Below are 25,200 nucleotides of genomic sequence, written 5' to 3'. Positions count from 1 at the left end.
CATTCGGGCAGGGCCCAACAGGGGGGGATTTACCCATGGGGATGGACGGCACTCCCTACTTCTGACCCGTACCGGCGTGAACAAGAATGCAATCAACGGCATCGGCGGCGCCGGTGCCGCGGGTCGATACAGGGAGGCAGCCGTGAGCCACGAATCGTTCTCGATCCCGGCCGGCGGGCCGGGCCGGCGGCAGCGTGACGAGCGACGCGTGTGCCGCGCGTGTGCGAGTCGCGGCTTCACGCTGCTCGAGCTGCTCGTCGTGATGGTCATCATCGGGTTGCTGGCAGGGCTCGTGGCGCCACGATATTTCGAACAGGTCGGCAAGTCCAACGTCAAGATCGCGCGTGCGCAGATCGTGTCGCTCGGCCAGGCGCTGGATCAATACCGGCTCGACGTCGGTACCTATCCGACGACCGAGGAGGGGCTGGATGCGCTCGTAAACAAGCCGCAAAGCGCATCGCGGTGGAGCGGCCCCTATCTGCAGAAGGCCGTCCCGGTGGATCCGTGGGACCGGCCCTATCAGTATCGTTCACCCGGCGAGCACGGCGACTACGACCTGTTCTCGCTCGGCAAGGACGGGCGCGGCGGCGGTACCGGCGAGAACGTGACGATCTCGTCGTGGTAGGGGCGCATGGCCGCGGTCGCGGCGCGCGTCGTGAGCAGCTCGCAAGGAGGCTCGACGTGAAATTCGTGCTGCATGTATTCGATACGAGCGGCTCGGTGCAGACGCTTCGCATCGACAGCGATTCGCCGGCGAACGCGGCCTCGCTCGCGCGTGCGCGCGGCCTTCGCGTCGTATCGGTCAGCACGGACGCCGGGCGGCAGCGGCGCGGCGCGAACCGGCTCGGCATGCCGCGTGCGCGGTTCGACGTCGACATGTTCGCGCGCGAGCTGGCGGCGCTGCTCGATGCGGGTGTCGGCCTCGTCGACGCGTTGCGCACGCTCGGCGGCAACGCGCGGCGCGAGGCGTCCGCACAGGTGTGCCGCGACCTGCTGCGGCAGCTCGAGGAAGGGCAGTCGTTGTCGGCGGCGCTCGAGCACGCGAGCCCGATCTTTCCGCCGGTGCTGGTGGCCTGCGTGAAGGCGAGCGAGCAGACCGGCGGCCTGGCCGACAGCCTGACGCGCTATTCGCACAACAGCGCGACGCTGCGCGAGTTGCGCGCGCGGGTCGTGTCGGCGGCGATCTACCCGACGGTGCTGCTGTTCGTCGGTGCGGCCGTCGTGCTGTTCCTGCTCGGCTTCGTGGTGCCGCGCTTCGCGACGCTGCTCGAACACAGCGGCCGCGAGCTGCCGCTGATGTCGCGGCTGCTGATGGCGTGGGGCGGCATGGTGCACGCGCACGGCACCGAGCTGGCCGGCGGCCTCGCGGTGCTGGCGGTGGCCGCCGGTGTCGCGCTGCGGCGGCCGGCGCTGCGCATCTGGCTCGCGGATCGGCTGCTGGCGCTGCCCGGCATCGGGCAACACTTCCGCGTGTTTCGCCAGTCGCAGTTCTATCGCACGACGGCGATGCTGGTCGACGGCGGCATTCCCGCCATTCGCGCGTTCGATCTCGCACGCGGCCTCGTCGGCCGCGCGGACCAGGCCGCGCTGGCGCGCGCGCTGCAGCAGGTCCGCAACGGCGCGAAGATGTCCGACGCGTTCCAGCAGGCCGGTCTCGCGAATGCGATCGGCTACCGCTTGCTGACGGTGGCCGAGAAGACCGGCGGGCTCGGGCCCGTCCTCGACCGGATCGCCGCGTTTCAGGAAGCGCAGGTGTCGCGCACGATCGACCTGATTTCGCGGCTGATCGAACCCATGATGATGATCGTGATCGGCGTGGTGATCGGCGGCATCGTCGTGTTGATGTACATGCCGATCTTCGAGATCGCGTCGAGCATTCAGTAGCCGCCCCGGAGACGCGCGTGGACACCCTCACATCCTCCCCCGACAACCCGCCCGACGCGGACGCCGAACTGCGCGACCTGCTGCGCACGCTCGGCGAACGCCACGGTTCGGGCCTGCGCGCGCTCGAGGCCTTGACGGCGCAGACGGCGCTGGGCGCGGACGAGATGCGCGAGCGGCTCGCGTCGCAATTCCGGATGAAGCCGATCGGCATGCGTGAACTGAACCGCCTAGAGCCGGATTTCGAGCTGGTGCCGTTCGTCGAGGCAACGGCGCGCCTTTGCGTGTGCCTGCGCGATCCCGACTGCGGCGCGCTGCTGTTCGCGATCGCCGATCCGCTCGATGCCCGCACGCGCGGCTGGATCGAGCACCGGATGCGTGCGCACCCGGCGCTGCCGTACGGATGGGCGCTCGCGAGCGCGGGCGACCTGGGCGCCTATCTCGCCGTGCGGGAGAAGGACATCCGCGCGATGGATTCGCTCGCGTTCGACGATCCGATCCAGAGTGCGCCCGATCCGGCGTCGCTCGCGTTGACGCTGCAGGGCATCAGCAGCGACGACAGCCCGGTGGTGCGTCTGCTCAATTCGACGATCTACGACGCGCTCAAGATGCTGGCGAGCGACATCCACCTCGAATGCCGGGCGAACGGCTTGATGATCAAGTGCCGGGTCGATGGCGTGCTGACGGTGGTGGGGCGCGTCGAGGGCCGCGACGTCGCGGACCAGGTGCTGTCGCGCGTGAAGGTGATCTCCGAGCTCGATATCGCGGAGCGCCGCATTCCGCAGGACGGGCGCTTCAAGGCGATGTACGCCGGACGCGAGATCGATTTTCGCGTATCGATCATGCCGAACCAGTTCGGCGAGGACGCGGTGTTGCGGATTCTCGACCGCTACCAGCTGTCCCAGGCGTCGGGCGGCCTGACGCTCGAGGCGCTGGGATTCCAGCCCGCCGACACGCGCTTCATGCGGTCGGTCGCGTCGATGCCGTACGGGATGCTGCTCGTCACGGGCCCCACCGGCAGCGGAAAGACCACGACGCTTTATGCAATCCTCACCGAAATCAACAACGGGCTCGAGAAGATCGTGACGATCGAGGATCCGGTCGAATACCAGCTCGGCGAGATCCTGCAGATACCGGTCAACGAGGCGAAGGGCCTGACGTTCGCGCGCGGCTTGCGGTCGATCCTGCGGCACGATCCGGACAAGATCATGGTCGGCGAAATCCGCGATCCCGAAACCGCGCAGATCGCCGTGCAGGCCGCGCTGACCGGCCACCAGGTGTTCACCACCGTGCATGCGAACAACGTGTTCGACGTGATCGGCCGTTTCACGAACATGGAGGTCGATCCGTACAGCTTCGTATCGGCGCTGAACGGCGTGATCGCGCAGCGGCTGCTGCGCCAGTGCTGTCCGGACTGCCTGGACGAGGACACGGTCGACGCGGATGCGCTCGCCAGCTCGGGCATCGACCCGGACACGGCCGGCAGCTACCTGTTTCGCCGCGGTACCGGGTGCGCGATGTGCCGCGGCAGCGGCTATCGCGGCCGGCGCGCGATCGCGGAGGCGCTGCGCATGAACGACGAACTGCGGCAACTGCTGTCGGAGCGCGCGCCGCTCGGGCACATCAAGGCGGCGGCGCTGCGCTACGGCATGACGACGTTGCGCGCATCGGCGATCGACCTGGTGAGGCGCGGCGAAACGACGCTCGAGGAGATCAATCGTGTCACCATGGTCGAATGATCGGCTCGCGATCGGCGTCGGCACGCGCGAGATCGTCGTCGGCATCCGCCCGCGCGCACTGTGGCGGCCGGGCCGGCGCGGGTTCGCCGCCGATCCGCTCAGCGTCGTCATCCCCGACGAACGGTTCGGGAGCGAGACGGGGGTGCTCGACGCGCTGGCTGCCGCGCTGGCCGCGACGGCCACGACGGCCGGCAGCGACGGCAACGCGAAGCGGCCGCCCGCGCGCGGCGCGCACATCGTGCTCGACGATTTCTGGTGTTGCCATGCGATCCTGCGCGGCGACTTCCGCGCGCTGCATGCTCGCGAACTCGAGGACATCGCGCTCGCGCATTTCTCCGACACCTACGGGGTCGCCGCCGAGTCGCTGGTCACGCGCTTCGACGTGCGGCGCGGTGGCCGTGTGCTCTTTGCCAGCGCGCTGCCGCGCACGCTGTACGACGGCATTCTCGGGACGGGCGCAGCCGGCGACGTCCGCATCCGCTGCCTGCGCGCGGGGCTTCCGGAGACGCTCGATCGGGTCGCGGTGAAGCCGGACGGCGACGCGATGCTGCTCGTCGTCGGCGAGGCGTTGCTGCAGGCGGTCATGATCGAGCGCGGCGAGTGGACCGCGTACGACGCGCAGCGCCTCTTTCCGGGCGAGTCCGGCGATGCGTCGAGGCTCGCCGAACTCGCCGAGCAGCTGTTCGAACGCTCGGCGACGCGCACGGGCCTGACGCGCGACGACTGCAAGGTCTATCTGTGCGGCGTCGACACGGATGCCGCGCCGTTCGAGGCGCGTTTTGCCGCGGCCGTGCTGCCGGGCCGCGCGACGCTCGACGGTTCGCCTGCGCGCCGGTTGCTGGAGTACGCATCATGAGCCGCACGCTCGACATCGATTTTTGCCGGCGCCGCGCCCGTATCGGCGTAAGCGGCGCGATCCTGCTCGGCGTCGCCGCGCTGCTGTGGGGCGCGTGCGCCGTCCGGCTCTGGCACGCGTATGCGGAGAACGATCGCATCCGGGACGCGCTGGCGCTCGTCCAGCATCGCACGTTCGCGCAGCAGCACGTCGTGAAGCCGCCGCCGAGCGCGGCCGCGCGGCTCGCGGAAAAGCAGAGCCAGGCCGTGCTGCGCGAACTGACCGTGCCGTGGCAGACGCTCTTCTCGATCGTCGAAGACTATCCGGGCCATGACGTCGCACTGATCGGCATCGACCAGAACCCGGCACAGGGCCAGATTCGCATCACGGCCGAAGCGAAGGACCCGGACGCGATGATCGCGTACCTGAAGTACTTGCAGACGAGCGACGTGCTGCGCGAGGCGACGCTCAACGGCCACCTCGTCGAGGAGAACGTGGCGGGAAAGCCGGTGCGTTTCCAGATCACGGCCGTCTGGAGGAAATCATGAAAGCCGATCGTTTCGCGGACCGCCTGCTCACGCTTCGGTTCGCGTGGCGCCGTGCATTCGGCCTGCCGGGGCTCGCCGGGATCCTGATGCTCGGTGCCGCGGGCATCACGTATGCGGCGCTCGCCGGCGTGGAGGCCGACACGCGCGCGATGCAGGCGCCGGCGGGCGTCGTGCGCGCCGCACGCGGCCATCGTCCGGCCGACGTGCGCGGCACGGCGGCGGACGCGACGACGCTCGACACGTTGCCGGCGCTCTTTCCGCGCTTTTCGCAAAGCGCGGACGACATCGCGTCGATCTTCGAGCAGGCGCGCGACCGCCATCTGGCGCTCGGCTCCGCCGAGTACCAGATGACGACCGAGTCGGGGGCGCGCTTCACGCGCTACCAGATGCTGCTGCCCGTGAAGGATCAGTACGGCGCGATCCGGCATTTTCTCGCGTCGGTGCTGAACCACGTGCCGAACGCGGCGCTGCAGGAAATCCACGTCGAGCGTCCGGCGGTGGGCAGCAGCATTCTCGACGCGCGGGTTCGTTTCGAACTCGTCTATCGGAGCGCCCAGCCATGATCTCCGCCGTCATGAAACCCGCGTCGCGCAATCGACTCGTGCTCGTGCTCGTGCTGGGCTGCCTCGTCGTCGCCGGTACCGGATATCGCGTGCTGGTGGCGGCGATGCAGCAGCCGGCTCCGGCCGCTGCAAGCGGCATCGTCCATCGCGACGGTGCGCGCGTGGCGCCCGCGCCGGCACGCGCACGCCTTGCGGCGGCCTCGCATGCCGCGGCGCCTGCGCCCGCGTCGTTGCCCGCGGCGCATGACGTACCCGCGCCGCATGACGCGGCGGCGACCGCGCGGGAACAGCTCGCCGCATTGCGGGCGCCCGTGTCCGTCGAAGCTGCGCATGATCCCTTCACGGCGTCGTCATGGCTGCCGCCGCCGCCCGTCGAGCCGCCGCCGCCCGAAGCGCGTCCGGCGCCGCCGACCGCGCCGCCGGTGCCGTTCATCTATCTCGGCCAGCAGGATGCCAAGTCGGCGAAGCCGCAAGTGTTTCTCGGCAACGGAGACCAGTTGCTGATCGTTTCGCCGGGCGATGTGATCGACAGCCAGTATCGCGTCGAGTCGGTGTCCGAGTCGAACGTGGTGCTCACCTATCTGCCGCTGAACCAGATCCAGATGGTGCCCATTTCAGTGGAAGGAAAGTAAATGGAAACCGTACTGACACGGGATGTGCGCCGCAACGGGGACGGCGGCCCGTCGACACACCTTTGCGCCGTCACCCCGGCCGGTGCGCGACCCGCACCGGCGCCCCGCTGCGCGACGCAACGCGCGCTGGCGATCGCCGTGGCGCTGCTCGCATGCGGCGGTTGCGCGCATGTGCCGAACCTTCAGGACGATCCGACCAATGCGCAGGTGAAGATCGACGCCTTGCACGAGCGCAACGACGCGGTCGGCCAGCTGCTCGACAACGCGGACGCGTTTCGTCAGCAGAACGAATTCGACGACGCGGCGCGCTCCGTCTACATGGCGAAGCAGCTCGATCCGACCAGCGAGCGCGCGCGCCGGATCGGCGCGATGATCGACCAGGACCGCAAGCATCTCGCGATCCTGCAGGAAGCGGACCGCATGATGAAGCGCGGTTCGTACGCGCAGGCCGCCGAACGCGTGCATCGTGTGCTGGTCGAGGATCCGGCCAATGCGATGGCGATGCGGATGCAGGCGGAACTCGACGAAAAGCACCGCCAGCAACACGCGGACCGCGACGACAAGCTCGCGGCGTCGTCGATCATGCGCACGCCGGTGTCGCTGCAGTTCCGCGACGCGAACGTGCGGATGGTGTTCGAGGCCTTGTCGCGCACGTCCGGGCTGAACGTCATTTTCGATCGCGACGTGCGCGCCGACCTGAAGACGACGATCTTCGTGCAGAACGCGTTGCTGCAGGACACGGTCGACATGATCCTGTTGCAGAACCAGCTCGACAAGAAGCAGATGAATGCGAACACGCTGTTCATCTACCCGGCGACGCCGGCCAAGGAGCTCGAATACCAGGAGCTCAAGGTGCGCACGTTCCAGCTGTCGAACGTCGATGCGAAGCAGATCCAGTCGCTGCTGAAGAGCCTGCTGAAGGTGAAGGAGGCCGTGATCGACGAGCGCGCGAACTCGGTGACGATCCGCGGCACGCCGGACACGATCAAGGTCGCCGAGGAAATGATCACCGCCCAGGACTTGCCGGAGCCGGAGGTGATGCTCGAGGTCGAGGTGCTGGAGGTATCGCACGACCGGATATCGCAACTCGGCATCAACTGGCCGAACTCGTTTACGGTGTCGACGCCGAGCTCGGCCGATACCTGGGGCGTGCTGCACCATCTGCCGATCAATGCGCTGAACGTGAGCGGCCTGTCGGCCACCGCGGACTTCAAGCTGACCGACACCGACGCGAACCTGCTCGCGAGCCCGCGCATCCGCGCGCGCAACAAGGAGAAGGCGCGCATCATGATCGGCGACAAGGTGCCGGTGATTTCGAGCTCGAGCACGCCGAGCACCAGCGGCCCGTCATTTACGCAGATGATCCAGTACCTCGACGTGGGCATCAAGCTTGAGGTCGAGCCGCAGGTTTATCGCGACGGCGACGTCGGCATCAAGCTGAATCTCGAAGTCAGCAACATCACCAACACGATCTCGAGCGGCAACTCGCAGGGGCTGAGTTCGCTCGCGTATCAGATCGGCACGCGCAGCGCGTCGACCAGCCTGCGGCTTCGGGACGGCGAAACGCAGATCATGGGCGGCCTGATTTCGGACGAGGACCGCCGCAACGCGAACAAGGTGCCGGGTCTCGGCCAGTTGCCGGTGCTCGGCCGCCTGTTCTCGGATCACGGCGGCGATCACAAGAAGACCGAGATCGTGCTGCAGATCACGCCGCATATCGTCCGGCCGCAGGTTGCGGCGGATGCGGACACGCAGGAAGTGTGGTCGGGCACCGACGTCAACGTGCATGCCGACCAACTGCGACTCGACCCGGTGGCGCTGAATGCGGAGGCGCCCGCGGCGACGGACGCGAAGGCGCCGGCGGCGCCAGAGGCGAAGGCACCCGCGGCGCCGGAGGCGAAGGTCGTTCCGGGCAGCGTGGGCGGCGGGACGTCGGGCGGCGCGGCGCCGTCGCCGCTGGAGGCCGCGGCGAACCGTGCGCAGCCATCGCCGCAGAGCGGCGCGTTCGGGCAGCTGCCGGCCGCACCGCGCACGACGCCGCCGCCCGACCCGTACGGCGGGCGGTTCGCGCGGCCACAGCCGGCGTTGCCCGCGCCGGCCGCCGGGACCGCCGCGGCGGAGCAGCCGGCTGGCGGCGCGCCGCAGGCGGCCGCGCCGGCGGGCAATGAAGTGGCGCCCGCGCCGGGCACCACCGTGACGCCGGTTGCGTCGCCGGCACCGGCCGAGCAGGCGGCCGCGGCGGCCAATGCGCCGGCCGCCGCGCCGGCGGCGCCCGCTCCGACGCTGCAGATGCCGGCGGGCGATATCCCGAACGAAAACCCGCTTCGCCCGATCGGGAAGTGAGCCGTGAACGCCCGCCGCGCAGCGCCTCGCATTGGCCGCGTCGGCCGGCGCGGCTTCACGTTGATCGAGATGGTCATCACCCTCGCGCTCGTGTCGATCCTCGCGCTCGCGATCATGCCGTTCTCCGAACTGATCGTGCAGCGCCAGAAGGAGCAGGAACTGAGTGCCGCGTTGCGCGAGATTCGCACGGCGCTCGATGCGTACAAGGATGCGAGCGATGCGGGGCAGATCGAAAAGGAGGCGGAAGCGTCCGGCTATCCGCCGTCGCTGGCCGTGCTCGTGACGGGCGTGAAGAACGTCCGCGACCCGAAGGGCGGCATGATGACGTTCCTGCGCCGCGTGCCGCGCGATCCGTTCTTCGCCGGCGATCCCGATACGCCGGCCGAGGAAACCTGGGATGTGCGCGCGTACGGCACGCCACCGGACCCGTCGGCCGACGCGGCTCCTGCCGCCATGGAGCCCGGCAAGGACGTGTTCGACGTGACCTCGAAATCCGCTCGTGTCGGCATCAACGGCATTCCGTACAAACAATGGTGACGGTTCATCATGAAACCCGCTCGCATGCGCAGGATCCGCGGCTTTACGCTGATCGAAATCGTGGTCGTGATGGCCATCATCGGGCTGCTTCTGACCTTGGCCGTGCCGCGCTACATGCACAGCATCGAGCGCGGGAAGGAACAGGTGCGGCGGCAGAACCTCGCGGTGATGCGCAATGCGATCGACCAGTATTACGGTGACAACGGGCAATACCCCGACACGCTCGACGAGCTGGTCGCGAAGCACTACTTGCGTGCGGTTCCGGTCGATCCGGTGAACGGCGACGACAAATGGGCGACGATCGCATCGCCGGACGACACCAAGCCGGGCGTCTACGACGTGGGGCCCGCGAGCGGTGTGCAAGGCGCGCCGCCGGGCGTGGCGGCAACGGCGGGCGTGGCCGGAGCGGTGAAATGAGCCGGTCCGGCCGGGCCGCGCGCGCGCGTGCGATGCATGCCCGCCTGCGCGGCGGGCGGCAGCGCGGGCTCGTGCTGCTCGCGCTGCTGATCGCGCTGATGCTGATGTCGATCGCGCTGGCCGGCGCGCTGGACGTCTGGTCGCTGCAGCGGCGCCGCGAACAGGAGCGGCAACTGCTGTTCGTCGGCGACCAGTACCGCAGGGCCATCGTCGCGTACTACCGTGTCGGGCGCGTATATCCGCAAACGGTCGACGACCTGCTGGACGATACGCGCTTTGCCACGCCCATGCATCATCTGCGCCGCGCATATCCGGATCCGGTCAGCGGCAAGAACGACTGGTCGTTCCTGTGGCGGGCCGACCGGTTCTACGGCGTATCCAGCAGCTCGGATGGCGCGCCGATCAAGCGCGCGGGATTTCCGGATCGATACAGGGACTTCGAGGGCCTCGAAACCTATCGGCAATGGAGGTTTCTTTACCTCGCACCGGGTATGGCCGCATCGGCCGACGAAGCGTCGCCGGCGGCGCCGGCGCGGCCGGCCAGTGCGCCGAGCCTGTCCGGTTTTCCGGGCGGCTCGCTGCCCGGACAGGTGCCGACGGGCCTGCGTTGACGCGGATTCGGCACCACGCGATACAGGCCGCACGCAAAAAAGCGCGACGCCCGCAACGGGCATCGCGCGTAAAACGGCGTGGAGCGCCGACGAATGAAACGTGATGAAGAAAGAGGCGCCCGGCCAGGGGCGCCCGGTTAGGGACGTCCGGCCAGGGACGCCCGGTTAGGTGGCTCAGGCCTTCGCGAGCTTGATGCTGGTCGGCTCGGCGGTCAGGTAGCCGACGCTGGCACCGAAGCGGTCCTTGTAGTTCGCGCGCACGAGCGGGTCGAGCGTCGCCTTGACCTTGTCGTGCAACGGCGTCTCCCAGTCGCCCACGTGCTGGAAGTTGCTCATCACATAGGTCCAGCCGTTGATCTCGTCGACCGCGTGCAGGCCCGTCGATTCGGCGCCGGCCGGGCACGACAGCACGCGCGCGAGCGATTTCGTGTCGACGTTGTACGCCCACAGGAAGTTGTTCACGTGCATGCCCGAGTCTTCGCCGATGAACAGCGTGCGCAGCTTTTCGGAGAACTTCAGGTTGTCGGGGTTCGCGATCTTGTCCGGGTTCGCGAGGTTGCCGAGCGCATCGGCCGCGGCGAGGTCCTCGCCGACGAGCGCGGCCGGCGCGCTCATGTCGACCGGCACCCACTCGCTGTCGATCGCGCTGCCCGACGTGTCGCGCTGGCCGGCCTTCAGGTTCAGCGCGTAGACGGCGCCAGCGGCGATCTTCTTGTCCACCGCGACGTCGCGCGACACCGCATTGCCCTTGACCATCGACGTCTCGATCCGCGACATCGCCGTGTAGACGATCTTGTCCTTCGCGTTGACCGTCGTGCCTTCGAGCTTCGTGAACGCCATGCTGCCGCCGATCAGCGCCGCGTAGCGGTGCGTCTCGAGGAACGCGGCCGCCTTTTCCATCCCGGGCTTCACGCGCATCCAGTTGAACTTGCCGCCGAAGTGGATCTTCGTGTAGCTCGCGTCGTTCGGGTCGGTCGTCGTCAGGTCCATGATGTCCGACGCCTTCAGCGTGTTCGCGAGCGTCTCGATCTCGCTGCTCGTCGCGTGTCCGATTTTGATCCACGTGAGCGTCGCGCTGCCCGCGCCGGCGGACGACGTCTGCGTCCACTTCGCGACGTACAGCGTGCCGGCCGACAGGTCGGCCGCCTTGTCGGCGACGAACATGAACAGGCCGCCGTTGGTGGCGTCGTCACCCATCATCACGGTGCGCTGGTCCGGCATCACCTGGATCAGCTCGTGCGAGATGCGGCCGAGGCAGTAGTGCTTCTTCACCGTGCCGGTGCCGTCCGGATTCACCGTGATCTCGGGCAGGTGGCCGTAGTGGTAGGGGTTCGCCTTCGTCTCGTCGCCGAACGTGTTCCGGCTGAATGCCTTGAACTGCGCGTCGGTCGCGGCCTTCGTCGCATCCGGCTCGTATTCCTCGCTCGACAGGTGCGTGCCCCACGGCGACAGGCTCGCGCCGCACGTGATCCAGAGGCCGTGCGCCTTCGACGTGTCGACGTTGTGATACTTGACGACCTTCAGCGCGCCGTTGGACGGATCCTGGTCGAGCGTGATCACCGCGATCGGCGACGGCAGCTGGCCGTACTGTGACGCGCTTGCCTGGTCGCGCGTCGTGTATTCGAACTGCACGACCGCGAAGACCGTGTTGCCCTTCACGCCGGCAACGCTGGCGTTCTTCAGCGTCAGCAGCGAGCTGCCGTCCGGGCAGTCCGAGTAGAACTGGCGCTCTTTGCCCGCCACCGAGCGGTCGATGATCGGCTGGTTGTTGATGTCGTAATAGCCGCCTGCGAGCGTCGTGCCGCCCTTGCCGTCCGGCACCATGTCGCCCGTCACGAAGAACGGCCGGTACGCGAGCTTGAAGTTGCGCGACGAGCCGTCCGAGAACGACACCGACAGCGTCGAGCCGACCGTCGTCGTGGCCATCGCGGCCGCATTGTCGAGCGTGGGCGCGGCCATCGCCGAGAACGCCGCCGACGTGTACGCGGCGGCCGGCGTCGCCGCCACCGGATTGTCGTCGCCGCCGCAGCCGGTCAGCAGGGCCGGCAGCGCGAGGCCGGAGAGGGGCAGCATGGGCGCGCCGGCGAGGATCTTCAGGGCCTGACGACGGGAAGCATTGGGCAACGCGGGCATGTGGAGTCCAGTTTCAGATATTGGAAGAATGGCCTTCCGCGAAGCAGGCGATCGGCAAGCAAGGCGAAGGCAAGTTGAAAACTGGACAGAAGTGTAGGGACGCTAGATGAAAGTTTTTTGAATAGAAAACGTAATGATGTGTCGGGCGTCCGTCAGGCGGGCTGCCGGACGCCGGTCGCAAGCGTTTGCGCTCAGTCGCGCTCGGGCGTCGCCGAGATGCGGTGGATCGACAGGTCGGCACCGTCGAATTCGGCTTCGCGATCGAGGCGCAGCCCGACGGTCGCCTTCAGCGCGCCGTACACGAGCGTGCCGCCCGCGGTGGCGATCGCGATGCCGCCGAGCGTGCCGATCAGCTGCGACACGAACGACACGCCGCCGAGGCCGCCGAGCGCGGGTTGCCCGAACACGCCGGCCGCAATGCCGCCGAGCGCGCCGCACATGCCGTGCAGCGGCCACACGCCGAGCACGTCGTCGATGCGCCACTTGTTCTGCACGCAGGTGAACATCGCGACGAACAGTGCGCCGGCCGCGGCACCCGTGACGAGCGCGCCGATCGGGTGCATCACGTCGGAGCCCGCGCAGACGGCGACGAGGCCCGCGAGCGGGCCGTTGTACGTGAAGCCCGGATCGTTGCGGCCGGCCATCCACGCGGCGAGCGTGCCGCCGACCATCGCCATCAGCGAGTTCACGGCGACGAGGCCGCTGATCTTGTCGAGCGTCTGCGCGCTCATCACGTTGAAGCCGAACCAGCCGACCGCGAGCACCCACGCGCCGAGCGCGAGGAACGGGATGTTCGACGGCGGATGCGCGGCGATCCGGCCGTCCTTCGCATAGCGGCCGTGGCGGGCGCCGAGCAGCAGCACGGCCGGCAGCGCGACCCAGCCGCCGAATGCGTGCACGACGACCGAGCCCGCGAAATCGTGGAACGGCGCGCCGAATGCATGCGTGAGCGAGGCTTGCACGCCGAAGCGCTCGTTCCATGCGATCCCTTCGAAGAACGGATAGATGAAGCCGACGATGATCAGCGTCGCGACGAGCTGCGGATTGAATTTCGCGCGCTCCGCGATGCCGCCGGACACGATCGCGGGGATCGCCGCCGCGAACGTCAGCAGGAAGAAGAAGCGCACGAGCGCGTAGCCGTTGTGCTGCGACAGCGTGCCGATGTCGTCGAAGAACTCGACGCCGTACGCGATCGTATAGCCGATGAAGAAGTACGCGAGCGTCGACACCGAGAAGTCGACCAGGATCTTCACGAGCGCGTTGACCTGGTTCTTCTTGCGGACCGTGCCGAGCTCGAGAAATGCGAAGCCCGCGTGCATCGCGAGCACCATGACGGCGCCGATCAATAGGAACAGTGTATCGACGCCGGATTTCAGACCATCCATGCCGTGGCTTCCTTGCGCAAAAAACGGGCGAGGAATGCAAGTATCGAGCCAACTTGGTGAACGGTTGCGTGCAATTGGTGCGAAGCGCCGTTTGGTGCGGCATTCCGGTGATGCCTGCACGATGACGGGGCAGGCCGCGTGCGGCGCGAATGCCGTGACGGGTGCACGTATGTGGTGCGGTACGTGCTCAACTGGTGCGTGCGATGCGCGTCGCGGTGCGGCGTGGTGCGCCGCGATGCACCGGTCTGGCGCGTCAGCGGCGCGCGAACAGCGCGCGCGGGCGCCGCAGCCGCCACGCGCTCGCGGACCAGTAGGCGGCGACGGCCGAGAGCCCGAGCGCCGCGAACGAAAGCGCGGCGAGGCCCGCGTACGACTGGTCGTCGCCGGCGGGGCCGAGGATGCCTTGCAGCACGATCAACGCCGCCGTCCAGAAGCCGATCACCGCCTGCACGAGCAGCCGGGCGCAGGCGACGCGGCGCGGGCGCCCGGCGTCACGCAGGCGTGCCGCGGAGGGTGAGCGAAGGCACAGGAACAGGGTGGCGGCGAGCACGGCGGCCAGCGTGATGAACCAGTCGATGAGGAAAGCCATGAAGAAAGCGGAAAGCGGGTGGAGCGGATGGAAGCCTGCTCACTTTAGTGCTGGCGCGCGTGCGATTGAATCGGACAAGTCCGAAATTGAAAGGCATTTTTAATCGGGAGTCGGCATTGGCCCTGTTCCACAGGCGGTATCATCGACACCGGTCCAACCCTGCAGGCCGTGCGGCGCACGGCCGGAGATTGCTGATGAAGATGAAGACTTCGCGGGCGCGTCGCATGCCCGGGTCCGTGCTGGCGGCCGCGGCCGTCGGCGCGGTATTGTTGCTCGCAGGCTGCGAGAAGTCCGGCACGCCGGCCACGCAACCCGATACGGCCGCGAGCGCGGCCGCCGATGCCGCAAACAACGCGGCCAAGGCGCTCGACCAGGTGGCGAGCACCGTCAACCAGCAGATCAACGCCGCGAAGGCCGGCATCGCGAGCGCGGCATCGGCCGTGCCGCCGCTGTCCGCGAGCGGCCTCGCGTCCGCCGCGCAGGCGCAGATCGATGCGGCCGCTTCCGCGGTCGTCGCGCACGCGGCATCGGAAGCCGGCGCGAAGATCGCGGAGGCCGGCAAGAAGCTTCAGCAGTGGAGTCAGCAGAACGCGTCGGGTGCGAAGCCGGCCAGCGGCGAGTAGCGGGCCTTGCGCAATTCGCGAAATGTAATTATAGTGGTTACACATTGTCGCCGGCTGCCGTTCGGGCCGGCGTCGCCGAGTGAGTGAGGAATGAATACCAGCAGCCGGTTCGCGTTTGCCGTTCACGTGCTCGCCTTGCTGTCGATGCAGGAAGGCGAGCCGCTGTCGTCCGACATCATCGCGGGCAGCGTGAACACGAATCCGGCGCTGATTCGCCGTCTGTTGTCGATGCTGGCGGCCGCGGGGCTGACCACGTCGCAGCTCGGCGCGGGCGGCGGGGCGCTGCTGGCGCGCGAGCCGGGCGAGATCACGCTGCTCGACGTGTATCGCGCGGTCGACGACGCGCAGCTGTTCGCGCTGCACCGCGAGGCGCCGAATCCCGCGTGTCTCGTCGGGCGGCACATCCAGGGCGTGCTGATCGACTATATCGGCGACGCGCAGCGCGCGATGGAAGCATCGCTTGCCACGCGCACGCTCGCGGACGTCACGGCCGACGTGCTCGCATCGGAGCAGCGCGGCCGGCCGGCGGGGAACGCGAGCGGCTGAGCGCAGGCAGCGGATGAGGCAGGGCAGGAGGCCGGATGGCGCGCATTGCGTGGCGCCCGGCACGACGGAGTGCGGCTCCGTTTTTTTTCGGTCTTATATGTAATTGCTGTAGTTACTTATTTATTTCTGGAGAATCGACATGACGCAACGTTCCTTGAACATCGCACTGTTTGGCGCCACCGGGATGATCGGCTCGCGCATTGCCGCGGAAGCCGCGCGCCGCGGCCATCGCGTGACCGCGCTGTCGCGCCATCCGGGGGCGGCGGCCGACGGCATCACCGCGAAGGCGGCCGACCTGTTCGATGCGGCCAGCATCGCGGCCGCGCTGCCGGGCCACGACGTCGTCGCCAGCGCGTACAGCCCGAAACAGGACGATCCCGCCAAGGTCGTCGCCGCGGCGAAGGCGCTGGTGGAAAGCACGCGCCAGGCGGGCCTGAAGCGGCTCGTGGTGGTGGGTGGCGCCGGGTCGCTCGAGGTCGCGCCGGGTAAGCAGCTGGTCGACACCGAAGGTTTCCCGGACGCGTACAAGGCGGTCGCGCTCGCGCACCGCGATGCGCTCGACTATCTGAAGACGGTCGGCGACCTCGACTGGACGTTCTTCGCGCCGGCCGCGCTGATCGCACCGGGCGAGCGCACGGGCACGTTCCGCACGGGCGTCGGCAAGCTGATCGTGGACGCGCAGGGCAACAGCAGGATCTCGGCGGAAGACTACGCGGTCGCGTTCGTCGATGCGCTCGAGCAAGACAGCTTCGTGCGCGAGATCGCGACCGTCGCGTATTGAGCGGCATCGTGGCGAGGCGGCACGCAAGTGCCGCATTCGCCGTGAGCGGCGCGCGGCGGGCAGCGCAGCCGCAGTGACCACGGGCGATTCCATCTCGACGGGTGGAATCGCCCGTTTTCGTATGGGCGCCGATGATTCATGGACCGACGTGCACGCGATCCGTGCGCGACGCGGATCCTTCCCCGCCTGATTGGTATTTATCCCGGTCGACGCCGCGCAGCGGTTTCCATATTGTTCCCCGTCATGCAGGATGCATAGAAAAAATTTCTACCTACGAGGGACTGGGTAAATGGATGCCATCGATCGCAAGCTGCTGGAGCTGTTGCAGGCAGATGCCACATTGCCGATCGCGGAACTCGCGCAGCGCGTGAACCTGTCGCAGACACCCTGCTGGAAGCGCGTGCAGCGGCTCAAGGAAACCGGCGCGATCCGCGCGCAGGTCGCGCTGTGCGATCCGCGCAAGCTCGGGGTCGGCACGACCGTGTTCGTCGCGATCCGCACGAACCAGCACACCGAGGAGTGGGCGCAGCGTTTCACGCAGGTCGTGTGCGACATGCCGGAAGTCGTCGAGGTCTACCGGATGAGCGGCGAGACCGACTATCTGCTGCGGGTGGTGGTGGCCGGCATCGACGATTTCGATCGCGTGTACAAGCAACTGATCCGCGCGGTGCCGCTGTTCGACGTGAGCTCGTCGTTCGCGATGGAGCAGATCAAGTATTCGACCGCGCTGCCGGTGCGCGATCTGGCCGAGCCGGCGTAGCGCGCGGGACGGCAATGCGTCGCGGCGCATCGCGTCGGTGCGGGTGGGTTGCGTGTTCCCGCCGCCGTGGCCCGACGTCGTCGTAATGGCCCGCTCAGCGGCCGCGCGACATGGCGCGTGCGCGTTCGTCCGCCAGCGCGTCGCGGCGCACGAACTCCGCGACGAACGGGCTGGCCGGGTGGTGATGCAGCGCGTACGGCGTGTCCCATTGCGCGAGCCGGCCGTCCTTCATCACGCCGATCCGGTCGGCGATCGCGAACGCTTCAGCCTGGTTGTGCGTGACGAGGATCGCGGTGTGACCCGTGCGCTTGAGGATGTCGCGCAGCTCGAACGCGAGCCGCTCGCGCGTATCGACGTCGAGATTCGAGAACGGCTCGTCGAGCAGCAGCAGCTCCGGCGACGGCGCGAGCGCGCGGGCGAGGGCGACGCGCTGCTGCTGGCCGCCCGACAGTTCGTGCGGATACGCGCTGCCTGACGCGGCGAGGCCGACGAGTTCGAGCAGGTCCGCGACGCGGGCGCGCCGCTCGGCCTTCGGCATGCGCCGCAGGCCGAACGCGACGTTGTCGGCCGCGCTCAGGTGCGGGAACAGCGCATAGTCCTGGAACATCATGCCGATGCGCCGCCGCTCGGGCGGCACGTCGAGCGACGGCGCCGAGACGGTCGTGCCGTCCAGCACGATGCGTCCCATGCGCACGGGCTCGAAGCCCGCGATCGCGCGCAGCACGGTGGTCTTGCCGCAGCCCGATGCGCCGAGCAGGCAGCCGATGTCGCCGCGCGGCAGCGCGAGGCTGAGCCCGTCGACCACCGTGCGGCGGCCGTGCGGCGTATCGTAGGCGACGCAGAGGTCGTCGAGTTCGAGCAGGTTCACGGTGTCAGGCTCCGATCTTGTGACGGGTGCGCGCGAGCAGGATCACGGGCACGAGCCCGGCCAGCACGATCGCGAGCGCGGCGACCGCGCCTTCCTCGTAGGTGCCGCGCGCGGCTTCCGCATACAGCCAGGTCGCGAGCGTGTCGAAATTCAGCGGACGCAGCAGCAGCGTCGCCGGCAGCTCCTTCATCGCATCGACGAACACGAGCAGCGCGCTCGTCGTGAGCGCGGGCCGCAGCAGCGGCAGGTGCACGCGGCGCAGCGTGCCGCCGGCCGTCTCGCCGAGCGAGCGCGCGGCCTGTTCGAGCGATGGCGGAATGCGCGCGAGGCCGGCTTCGATGCTGCCGGCCGAGATCGCGAGAAAGCGCACGGTGTACGCGATCACGAGCGCGGCCGCGGACCCCATCAGCAGCAGCCCGTCGCGGCCGAGCGCGGCACCCAGCAGCCGGTCGGCGGCCGCGAACGGGATCAGCAGGCCGATCGCGAGCACGGTGCCCGGCACCGCGTAGCCGAGGCTCGCGATTCGCGCGCACACGCGGGCCGGGCCCGCGCGCGCGCTGTCGCGCTGCGCGCGCGCCGCCCACGCGACGACCAGCCCGCATGCGAGCGTCGCGATCGTTGCGGCGGCGGCGATCGTCAGCGTATTCGCAAGCCCGGTCAGCAACTGCGCGGATACGCCGCCGACGAGATGCAGCCGCTTGCCGGTCTCGACCGCGAGGTACGCGGCCGGCGCGCCGAAGCCGAGCAGCACCGGCAGCCAGCCGAGCGCGGCGGTGCTCCACGCGGCCGCGCCCGTCAGCTTGCGTGGCGCGAGCGGGCGCATGCGGCGGCCGTGCGCGTAGCGCTGGCGGCGGCGCCCGTGGCGTTCGAGCACGATCATGCCGACCACGATCGCGAGCATCGCGAGCGCGATCTGCGCGGCGCCCGCGAGATCGGAGCGCGTGATCCACGTGGTGTAGACCGATACGGTCAGCGTCTGCACGCCGAGGAATTCCGATGCGCCGATGTCGTTCAGCGTTTCGAGCAGCGCGAGGCTCACGCCGACCGCGATCGCGGGCCGCGCGAGCGGGACGACGACGCGCCAGAACGTCGCGATGCGTCCGGCGCCGAGTGTGCGCGCGGCTTCGAGCAGGCTCGCGGACTGCGTGACGAACATCGCGCGCGTGCTCAGGTACACATACGGATACAGCACGAAGCCGAGCACGAAGATCGCGCCGGGCAGCGAACGCAGGTCGGGCAGGCGGAACTGGCGCGGGCTGTCGAAGCCGAGCAGCCAGCGGATCGCGCCCTGCACGGGGCCGATCGGGTGGAGCAGGTCGAGATACGCGAACGCGACGATGTAGGTGGGCACCGCGAGCGGCAGCAGCAGCGCCCAGGTCAGCATCCGGCGGCCCGGAAAATCGTACGCGGTGACGAGCCACGCGCAGCCGGTGCCGACGACCGTGACAATCGCGCCGACGCCCGCGAGCAGCAGCAGCGTATTGACGAGCGCCTGCGGCAGCACGAATTCGGCGAGGTGCTGCCAGTGCGCGAGATCGGCGCCGAGCGCGGCGGCGACCAGCACCGCGAGCGGCGCGGCGACCACCGCGGCGATCGCGACGGCCGCGCCCAGCCAGAGGCTGCCCGCGCGCGAACCGAGCGGCCGGCGGCGCGCGCGGACGAACGCTGCATCAGTTGTCAAAGCCGACCTTGTCGACGAGCTGGCTGGCCGCCTTGCGGTGCTTCGCGATGTCGGCCAGCGGCAGCGGGTCGACCTTCAGCGTGCCGAAGCTCGCGATCACCGGGTCGAGCTTCACGTTCGCGCGCACCGGGTATTCGTAGTTCGCCTGCGCATACAGCGCCTGCGCTTCCGGCGACACGAGGTACTCGAGCAGCTTCACCGCGTTGGCCTTGTGCGGCGCGTGCTTCGCGACCGTCGCGCCGCTGATGTTGACGTGCGTGCCGCCGCTCTTCGCGTTCGCGAACGTCGGCCGCACGACCTTGATCGCGTCGCCCCACTTGCGCGCGTCGCTGCCGGCTTCCGCGTTCTTCATGTGACCGACGTAGTACGCGTTCGCGAGGCCGACGTCGCAGATGCCGCCGAGAATGTCGCGCGCGACGTCGCGGTCGCCGCCCGTCGCCTTGCGAGCGAGGTTCGCCTTCACGCCGCGCAGCCACTTTTCGGTCGCGGCTTCGCCGTCGTGCGCGATCATCGCCGCGACGAGTGCCGTGTTGTACGGATGCTGCCCCGAGCGGATGCAGACCTTGCCCTTCCATTTCGGATCGGCGAGATCCTCGTAGCGGAACGCGTCGACCTTCAGGTCCTTCTCCACGTACAGCACGCGATCGCGCAGCGACAGCGCGTACCAGTCGCCCTGCGCGCCGCGCAGGTTCGCGGGGATCGCGTCGTCGAGCACCTTCGAGCGTACCGGCTGCGCGAGCCCGCCGTCGACGAGATCGAGCAGGTTGCCGATGTCGACCGTCATCAGCACGTCCGCCGGCGACTGCGCGCCTTCCGCCTTCACGCGCTCGAGCAGGCCGTCCTTCACGAACACCGTATTGACCTTGACGCCGCTCTGTTTCGTGAACGCGTCGATGAGCGGCTGGATCAGCTTCGGTTCGCGGGTGGTGTACAGGCTCACTTCCTCGGCCGCGTGGGCCAGCGGCGCGAATGTGGCGGCGGCAAGGGCGAGGGCGCCGGCGAGCGGCAGCAGGCATGTGCGCGGATTCGACATGGAGACTCCAATGAGGCAGGCGGACGAGGAAGCGTTCCGGGGCGAGCCTGCCGCCCGAGCGACCCGAAACATTACAAAGCGAAAGATTTCGGATTCTAGATCGGAATGGGAATGATTATCAAATGAAAGGTGGTGGAAAGTGATGCGGAAGGAACGGGGAGGGGCACGGCGACGGGGCGTCGCGGCACGGGCGCAAGCGCGTAGAATGCCCGCTTCAACGAATTCGACGGAGCCGCACCGACCATGAACGATCAGCGCAAGAAGAACCCTGTCCGCAACGTGAGCATCCTGATCGTCGTGGTCGTGCTGTTCGTGATCGGGACGATCCTGTACAACGCGATCTCGCAGAAGCGCGCGTACGACGAGGCCCATCCGGCCGAGGCCGCGAGCGCCGCGTCGCACTGACGCTGACGCTGACGCTGACGCCGACGCTGACGCCGACGCCGACGCCGACGCCGACGCCGACGCCGACGCCAACGCGGATGCGGATGCGGATGCGGATGCGCATGATCGCTTCGTGGCCCGGTCGGGCAGCCGGCGATGCGCGGAAACGGCGGGAAGGGTAGAAGCCGCGGCGGGCGATGCGCGAGGCGTCGCGCCGTGCCGGGAGAGACGCGGGCGCCGAAGCCGGCGCGCCGCATGCAAGGATCAGGCGTGCGTCATCGTGACGCAGGCGCAAACTTCGGGCGGATCCGAGCGTAGAACACGGCCGCGAGCAGCGCGAGCCATGCCGCGCCGACGTAGAGCGCGACACGCGTATCCTCGAACCAGCCGAGCATCACGATCACGAAGCCCATGAACGCGATCGTCAGCGCGGGCGCGACGGGCCACAGCGGCACCTTGAACTTCAGCGCCGCGACTTCCGCGCTCGACAGGCGACGGCGCATCGCGACCTGCGACAGCAGGATCATCAGCCACACCCACACGGTCGCGAACGTCGCGATCGCCGCGACCACCAGGAACACGTCCTTCGGCATCAGGTAGTTGAGCAGCACGCCGACCAGCAGCGCGCCGGCCATCACGAGCACCGTGACCCACGGCACGCCGTGCCGCGACGTCGTCATCAGCACGCGCGGCGCCTGGCCCTGCCGCGCCATCCCGAACATCATCCGGCCCGCGCCGAAGATGTCGCTGTTGATCGCCGAGATCGCCGCGCTGATCACCACGAGGTTGAGGATCGTCGCGGCCGACTTCACGCCGAGCGCCGAGAAGATCTGCACGAACGGGCTGCCGTCGCTGCCGACGCCGGTCCACGGGCTGATCGACATCAGCACGACCATCGTCAGCACGTAGAACAGCAGGATGCGCGCGGGCACCGCGTTGATCGCGCGCGGAATCACGCGCTCCGGGTCCTTCGCCTCGCCGGCGCTCATCCCGATCACCTCGATGCCGCCGTACGCGAAGATCACGACCGACAGCGACGCGATCAACCCGCCGATCCCGTTCGGGAAGAAGCCGCCGTGGTTCCACAGGTTCGCGAACGTCGGCACGTCGGCCGAATGGCCGAAATGCATGCCGCTCAGCAGGATCGCGACGCCGCCGCCGATCATCGCGACGATCGCGCCGACCTTGATGATCGACAGCCAGAATTCGAGCTCGCCGAACACCTTCACGTGGCACAGGTTCAGCCCGCAGATGACCGCGACGACGCCGAGCACCCAGATCCATTGCGGGACATCCGGAAACCAGAAGCCCATGTAGATGCCGAACGCGGTGATGTCGGCGATCGCGACGATCACCATTTCGAGCGTGTAGGTCCAGCCGGTGACGAAGCCCGCGAACGGCCCGAGGTTTTCCGTCGCGTAGTGGCCGAACGAGCCGGCGACGGGCTCGCGCACGGCCATCTCGCCGAGCGCGCGCATCACCATGTAGACGGCCGCGCCGCCCAGGATATAGGCCAGGATCACCGCCGGGCCCGCGAGCTGGATCGCGGACGCCGAGCCGTAGAACAGGCCGGTGCCGATCGCCGAGCCCAGCGCGAGAAAGCGGATGTGCCGCGCGCTCAGGTGGCGCTGCAAGTTTTTCATCGAGTCTCCGATATCGTTTTATGCGACGGACCGGGCGAGCGGGGCCGGTCCCGATGGCTCAAGTTGTCTATACAACTTAAATGTGAACGAATGATAACAAGCCGGGCCATGTGACCGGAATCGGGTATTCCCTGACTGGCGCAACCGGCGGAATCGGGCGTGGGGCCATCGCGCGGCGGGCGCGCGGGCCCTGTGGGGCGTGCGGGGCGGGCGGGGCATGCGTCGGAAGGGGATTGCGGGAGCGGGGCGCGCCGCCGGCCGGCCTGCATGCGCGGGCGGCCGGCGGCGGGACAACTTCATGCCGTCATGCGGGCAGGCGAATGACGCTTGCGTCCTTGCGGATCAGCAGCGACGACGCGAGCATCTGCTTGCACTGGTGCGCGAGCACCTTCAGGTCGTGCGTGAGCTCGGCGCCCACCGCGTCGGATTTTTCCGCGGACACGACCATCGCGTCGAGGTCACGCGTGATCTGCTTCGTCGCGTCGAGCTGGTCGGCCGGCGGCGGCTCGCCGGCTTCCGCCTTCTCGAGATTCTCGAGCACGGCGGACAGGCCGCGGCGCAGCGCATCGTCGTGGACGAGGTGCGCGTCGGCCGCGCATGCGCTTCGGATCAGCGGGGCGGCGGCGGTGATCTGCGCGCCGAGCACGTGCGTCTGCACGAGCAGGTCGTTCAGTTCGGGCACGAAGCGCTGGTGCGCCTTCGGCTCGATCATCATCCGCTGGAACGCCTGGCCGAGGTTCGCGAACGCGATGTGCACGTCCTTGCGCGCAAGGCGGTAGCGGTAGTCGTCGTCGAGGGTGGCGGCCGGTGTCTCGATCGCCGCGGCGACGACCGGCACGACCGCCGCGCCGTCGGCGGCCGGCACCGGCGGAGGCGATGCACCGCGCCCGGCGCGCCAGACGGCCTCGAAATACTTGCGGGTCGACGTCAGCATGTCGCTGACGAGCTTGCCCATCAGCCGGTATTCCCAGTACGGGAACAGGCGGCTCGCGGCGATTGCGATCATGCAGCCGACCACCGTGTCGATCGCGCGCTCGCCGATGATCCGCATGCTGCCCGGCGCGAGCAGGTGGAACATCAGCAGTACATAAGACGACGTGAATACGACGCTCGCCGCGTAGTTGAACAGCAGCAGGCTGTAGCTCATCACCATCGACCCGAACATGATCGCGATCAGCAGGTGCGGCTCCTTGACCGTGTAGATCAGGGCGATGCTCGCCGCGCAGCCGATCAGCGTGCCGACGATACGCTGGGCGTTGCGCTGCTTGGTGAGCGAGTAGCCGGGCTTCAGGATGATGATGGTCGTCATCACGATCCAGTACGCGTTCGTGAGCGGCAGCAGCCGGCCGAGCCAGAAGCCGACCGCGACCGCGATCGTCACGCGCAGCGCGTGGCGGAAGCTCGGCGAGCGCATGTTCAGGTTCGAGAAGATCAGCAGCGGCGACATCCGGCGCCGCTGCAGGAAGCGCGTGAGCGCCTTGTCGATCTTCAGTTCGGTCTGCTGCGGGTCGGCATGGCCCGACAGGTTGCGGCGCATCCGGTCGATCAGGCGCGTCGCGCTCCAGATGCGCCGGAACGTCGCGAGCACGGCCGCGTAGGCTTCCGCGTTGGTGGCCGGAAAGCTCTTCTTGCGCATCAGCTCGATCTCGTACTCGATCGCGCGCAGTTCGGCCTTCACGCTGATGCGCGAATGCGGCGCGCGGTTCTCGAGCACCGCGAGACCGATCTCCTCGAGATCGGCGGCCGCCTTGCAGATCAGGTCGCGATAGAAAATGATCAGGTCGGAGCCGCCGAACGTGTTGCGTATGAGCGGGTAGTCGGTGTGTGCGCCAACGAACAGTTCGTGCAGGTCGACGCTGTTGATGAACAGGTTGTACATCGTCGCGCGGCCGGGATCGAGCTTGCCGCGGCGCAGCTTCGGCAGGTTGCGCAACACGATGTCGCGCGCGGTTTCCTGCGTCTCGACCGCGGTGATCTGCTTCGCGACGAGATTGCGGTAGCACTCGTCGAGATCGGCGTCGAGATCGTAGAACCGCGCGCGCGCGAGCAGGTAGTCGGCGCACGCGAACAGGCTTTCGGCGAGCGCTTGCTGCTCGATCCGGCGCGCCTGCCATTGCGACACGAGCGTCGCCCAGTACGTGTACCAGAGGCCGCCCGCGAGAATCCAGCCGGCATTGATGAACGCCTGCAGCGGCGTGAACTTCTCCTCGAGCGTCATCACCATCATGAACAACGTCGCGAAGCTGATCTGCGGCCAGCGGTTGCCGTAGACGACGATCAGCGACAGCACGAACGTGAGCGGCACGATCGTCAGCCACAGCGCGAAGATGTTCGGCGTGGCGAGGCCGGTCGCGAGCGCGGCCAGGAAGCCGATCACGCTGCACGCGAGCATTTCGTTGTGCTTGTACTTCAGCGGGCCCGGCATGTCGACGACGCACGCGCCGAGCGCGCCGGTCGAGATCGTGAAGCCGAGCTCCCGGTTGTGAAACACGATCAGGCACAGCACGGCCGGCAGCGATACGCCGACCGCGATCCGCAGGCCGCCGAAAAAGTACTGGCTGTAGAAAAACTTTCTGATTTCGACCGAATAGCGCATCGATGGGCTGAATGACAGACGAAGACGCCCGGGGCGGCGTATTGACTGGCGACGAGTCTATCGTATTTCGCG

The 25,200-nt window shown here is 68.3% G+C and carries 24 protein-coding genes; 16 read left to right on the top strand and 8 right to left on the bottom strand.

Annotation, left to right across the window (positions count from 1 at the left end):
* Nucleotides 1-208: 208 nt before the first annotated feature.
* From gspG to DID99_RS26065, 11 genes are read left to right on the top strand one after another with little or no spacing between them, the layout of a single operon-like run.
* Nucleotides 209-625 (top strand): type II secretion system major pseudopilin GspG, encoded by a 417-nt coding sequence (gspG, locus tag DID99_RS26115; RefSeq protein ID WP_257776050.1) that lies wholly within the window; start codon nucleotides 209-211, stop codon nucleotides 623-625.
* 56 nt (nucleotides 626-681) lie between these two features.
* Nucleotides 682-1,884 carry a type II secretion system F family protein gene (locus DID99_RS26110; protein WP_124487507.1) on the top strand — a complete coding sequence of 401 codons (1,203 nt, stop codon included), beginning with the start codon at nucleotides 682-684 and terminating at the stop codon, nucleotides 1,882-1,884.
* A gap of 17 nt (nucleotides 1,885-1,901) precedes the next feature.
* Nucleotides 1,902-3,620, top strand: coding sequence for a GspE/PulE family protein (locus DID99_RS26105; RefSeq protein WP_124667779.1), 1,719 nt, complete (start codon nucleotides 1,902-1,904; stop codon nucleotides 3,618-3,620).
* Complete coding sequence (locus tag DID99_RS26100; RefSeq protein ID WP_124667778.1) at nucleotides 3,601-4,476, top strand: hypothetical protein; 876 nt, start codon at nucleotides 3,601-3,603, stop codon at nucleotides 4,474-4,476. Before DID99_RS26105 ends, DID99_RS26100 begins: the two co-directional genes overlap by 20 nt.
* On the top strand, nucleotides 4,473-5,003 hold the full coding sequence (locus DID99_RS26095) for a hypothetical protein (protein ID WP_124667777.1): 531 nt from the start codon (nucleotides 4,473-4,475) through the stop codon (nucleotides 5,001-5,003). Before DID99_RS26100 ends, DID99_RS26095 begins: the two co-directional genes overlap by 4 nt.
* The gene (locus tag DID99_RS26090; RefSeq protein ID WP_124667776.1) at nucleotides 5,000-5,566 is read left to right on the top strand and encodes a hypothetical protein; all 567 of its coding nucleotides are present in this window, start codon (nucleotides 5,000-5,002) and stop codon (nucleotides 5,564-5,566) included. Before DID99_RS26095 ends, DID99_RS26090 begins: the two co-directional genes overlap by 4 nt.
* Nucleotides 5,563-6,198 (top strand): hypothetical protein, encoded by a 636-nt coding sequence (locus DID99_RS26085; protein WP_124667775.1) that lies wholly within the window; start codon nucleotides 5,563-5,565, stop codon nucleotides 6,196-6,198. Before DID99_RS26090 ends, DID99_RS26085 begins: the two co-directional genes overlap by 4 nt.
* On the top strand, nucleotides 6,199-8,541 hold the full coding sequence (locus DID99_RS26080; protein ID WP_124667774.1) for a type IV pilus secretin PilQ: 2,343 nt from the start codon (nucleotides 6,199-6,201) through the stop codon (nucleotides 8,539-8,541). It begins immediately after the preceding gene.
* A 3-nt stretch (nucleotides 8,542-8,544) separates the two neighbouring features.
* Complete coding sequence (locus DID99_RS26075) at nucleotides 8,545-9,078, top strand: type II secretion system protein (RefSeq protein WP_124667773.1); 534 nt, start codon at nucleotides 8,545-8,547, stop codon at nucleotides 9,076-9,078.
* Nucleotides 9,079-9,087: 9 nt separating this feature from the next.
* Complete coding sequence (locus DID99_RS26070; protein WP_124667772.1) at nucleotides 9,088-9,495, top strand: type IV pilin protein; 408 nt, start codon at nucleotides 9,088-9,090, stop codon at nucleotides 9,493-9,495.
* Nucleotides 9,492-10,106 (top strand): type II secretion system protein, encoded by a 615-nt coding sequence (locus tag DID99_RS26065; RefSeq protein ID WP_124667771.1) that lies wholly within the window; start codon nucleotides 9,492-9,494, stop codon nucleotides 10,104-10,106. Before DID99_RS26070 ends, DID99_RS26065 begins: the two co-directional genes overlap by 4 nt.
* A 174-nt stretch (nucleotides 10,107-10,280) precedes the next feature.
* Here the strand turns inward: DID99_RS26065 and DID99_RS26060 are convergent, their stop codons facing one another.
* The 3 genes from DID99_RS26060 to DID99_RS26050 all read right to left on the bottom strand — a co-directional run bounded on the left by DID99_RS26060 (nucleotide 10,281) and on the right by DID99_RS26050 (nucleotide 14,213).
* A complete protein-coding gene (locus tag DID99_RS26060; protein WP_124667770.1) occupies nucleotides 10,281-12,239 on the bottom strand; it encodes a PhoX family phosphatase in 1,959 nt (652 codons plus the stop codon).
* Between the two features lie 191 nt (nucleotides 12,240-12,430).
* Nucleotides 12,431-13,624 (bottom strand): ammonium transporter, encoded by a 1,194-nt coding sequence (locus DID99_RS26055; protein WP_124667769.1) that lies wholly within the window; start codon nucleotides 13,622-13,624, stop codon nucleotides 12,431-12,433.
* Between the two features lie 253 nt (nucleotides 13,625-13,877).
* A complete protein-coding gene (locus tag DID99_RS26050; protein WP_124487518.1) occupies nucleotides 13,878-14,213 on the bottom strand; it encodes a hypothetical protein in 336 nt (111 codons plus the stop codon).
* Nucleotides 14,214-14,407: 194 nt separating this feature from the next.
* Here DID99_RS26050 and DID99_RS26045 point away from each other — a divergent pair, with 194 nt between their 5' ends.
* The 4 genes from DID99_RS26045 to DID99_RS26030 all read left to right on the top strand — a co-directional run bounded on the left by DID99_RS26045 (nucleotide 14,408) and on the right by DID99_RS26030 (nucleotide 16,923).
* A complete protein-coding gene (locus DID99_RS26045; protein ID WP_124487519.1) occupies nucleotides 14,408-14,836 on the top strand; it encodes a hypothetical protein in 429 nt (142 codons plus the stop codon).
* Between the two features lie 90 nt (nucleotides 14,837-14,926).
* Nucleotides 14,927-15,382: an Rrf2 family transcriptional regulator gene (locus DID99_RS26040; RefSeq protein ID WP_124667768.1), complete on the top strand. Its 456-nt coding sequence runs from the start codon at nucleotides 14,927-14,929 to the stop codon at nucleotides 15,380-15,382.
* 139 nt (nucleotides 15,383-15,521) lie between these two features.
* A complete protein-coding gene (locus DID99_RS26035; RefSeq protein ID WP_124571819.1) occupies nucleotides 15,522-16,163 on the top strand; it encodes an NAD(P)-dependent oxidoreductase in 642 nt (213 codons plus the stop codon).
* Nucleotides 16,164-16,452: 289 nt separating this feature from the next.
* Nucleotides 16,453-16,923, top strand: coding sequence for an Lrp/AsnC family transcriptional regulator (locus tag DID99_RS26030; RefSeq protein ID WP_044848024.1), 471 nt, complete (start codon nucleotides 16,453-16,455; stop codon nucleotides 16,921-16,923).
* A gap of 94 nt (nucleotides 16,924-17,017) precedes the next feature.
* Here DID99_RS26030 and DID99_RS26025 read toward each other — a convergent pair whose 3' ends face one another.
* From DID99_RS26025 to DID99_RS26015, 3 genes are read right to left on the bottom strand one after another with little or no spacing between them, the layout of a single operon-like run.
* Nucleotides 17,018-17,791 (bottom strand): ABC transporter ATP-binding protein, encoded by a 774-nt coding sequence (locus DID99_RS26025; protein WP_124667767.1) that lies wholly within the window; start codon nucleotides 17,789-17,791, stop codon nucleotides 17,018-17,020.
* A 4-nt stretch (nucleotides 17,792-17,795) separates the two neighbouring features.
* Nucleotides 17,796-19,472, bottom strand: a complete 1,677-nt coding sequence (locus DID99_RS26020) for an iron ABC transporter permease (RefSeq protein WP_124487523.1) — start codon at nucleotides 19,470-19,472, stop codon at nucleotides 17,796-17,798.
* Entirely contained in the window at nucleotides 19,462-20,505 is a 1,044-nt protein-coding gene (locus tag DID99_RS26015; RefSeq protein ID WP_124487524.1) for a Fe(3+) ABC transporter substrate-binding protein, read from the bottom strand. Before DID99_RS26015 ends, DID99_RS26020 begins: the two co-directional genes overlap by 11 nt.
* Nucleotides 20,506-20,748: 243 nt before the next feature.
* Here DID99_RS26015 and DID99_RS26010 point away from each other — a divergent pair, with 243 nt between their 5' ends.
* Nucleotides 20,749-20,910 carry a hypothetical protein gene (locus tag DID99_RS26010; RefSeq protein WP_124487525.1) on the top strand — a complete coding sequence of 54 codons (162 nt, stop codon included), beginning with the start codon at nucleotides 20,749-20,751 and terminating at the stop codon, nucleotides 20,908-20,910.
* A gap of 254 nt (nucleotides 20,911-21,164) precedes the next feature.
* Here DID99_RS26010 and DID99_RS26005 read toward each other — a convergent pair whose 3' ends face one another.
* Together DID99_RS26005 and DID99_RS26000 are read right to left on the bottom strand one after the other, a co-directional pair.
* Nucleotides 21,165-22,532: an amino acid permease gene (locus DID99_RS26005; RefSeq protein ID WP_124571816.1), complete on the bottom strand. Its 1,368-nt coding sequence runs from the start codon at nucleotides 22,530-22,532 to the stop codon at nucleotides 21,165-21,167.
* 304 nt (nucleotides 22,533-22,836) lie between these two features.
* Nucleotides 22,837-25,128 carry an FUSC family membrane protein gene (locus DID99_RS26000; RefSeq protein WP_124523878.1) on the bottom strand — a complete coding sequence of 764 codons (2,292 nt, stop codon included), beginning with the start codon at nucleotides 25,126-25,128 and terminating at the stop codon, nucleotides 22,837-22,839.
* Nucleotides 25,129-25,200: the final 72 nt, after the last annotated feature.

The organism is Burkholderia sp. Bp8986, from assembly GCF_003854225.1.
Classification (GTDB): Bacteria; Pseudomonadota; Gammaproteobacteria; order Burkholderiales; family Burkholderiaceae; genus Burkholderia.
This window is presented reverse-complemented; position numbering and strand designations above follow the sequence as displayed.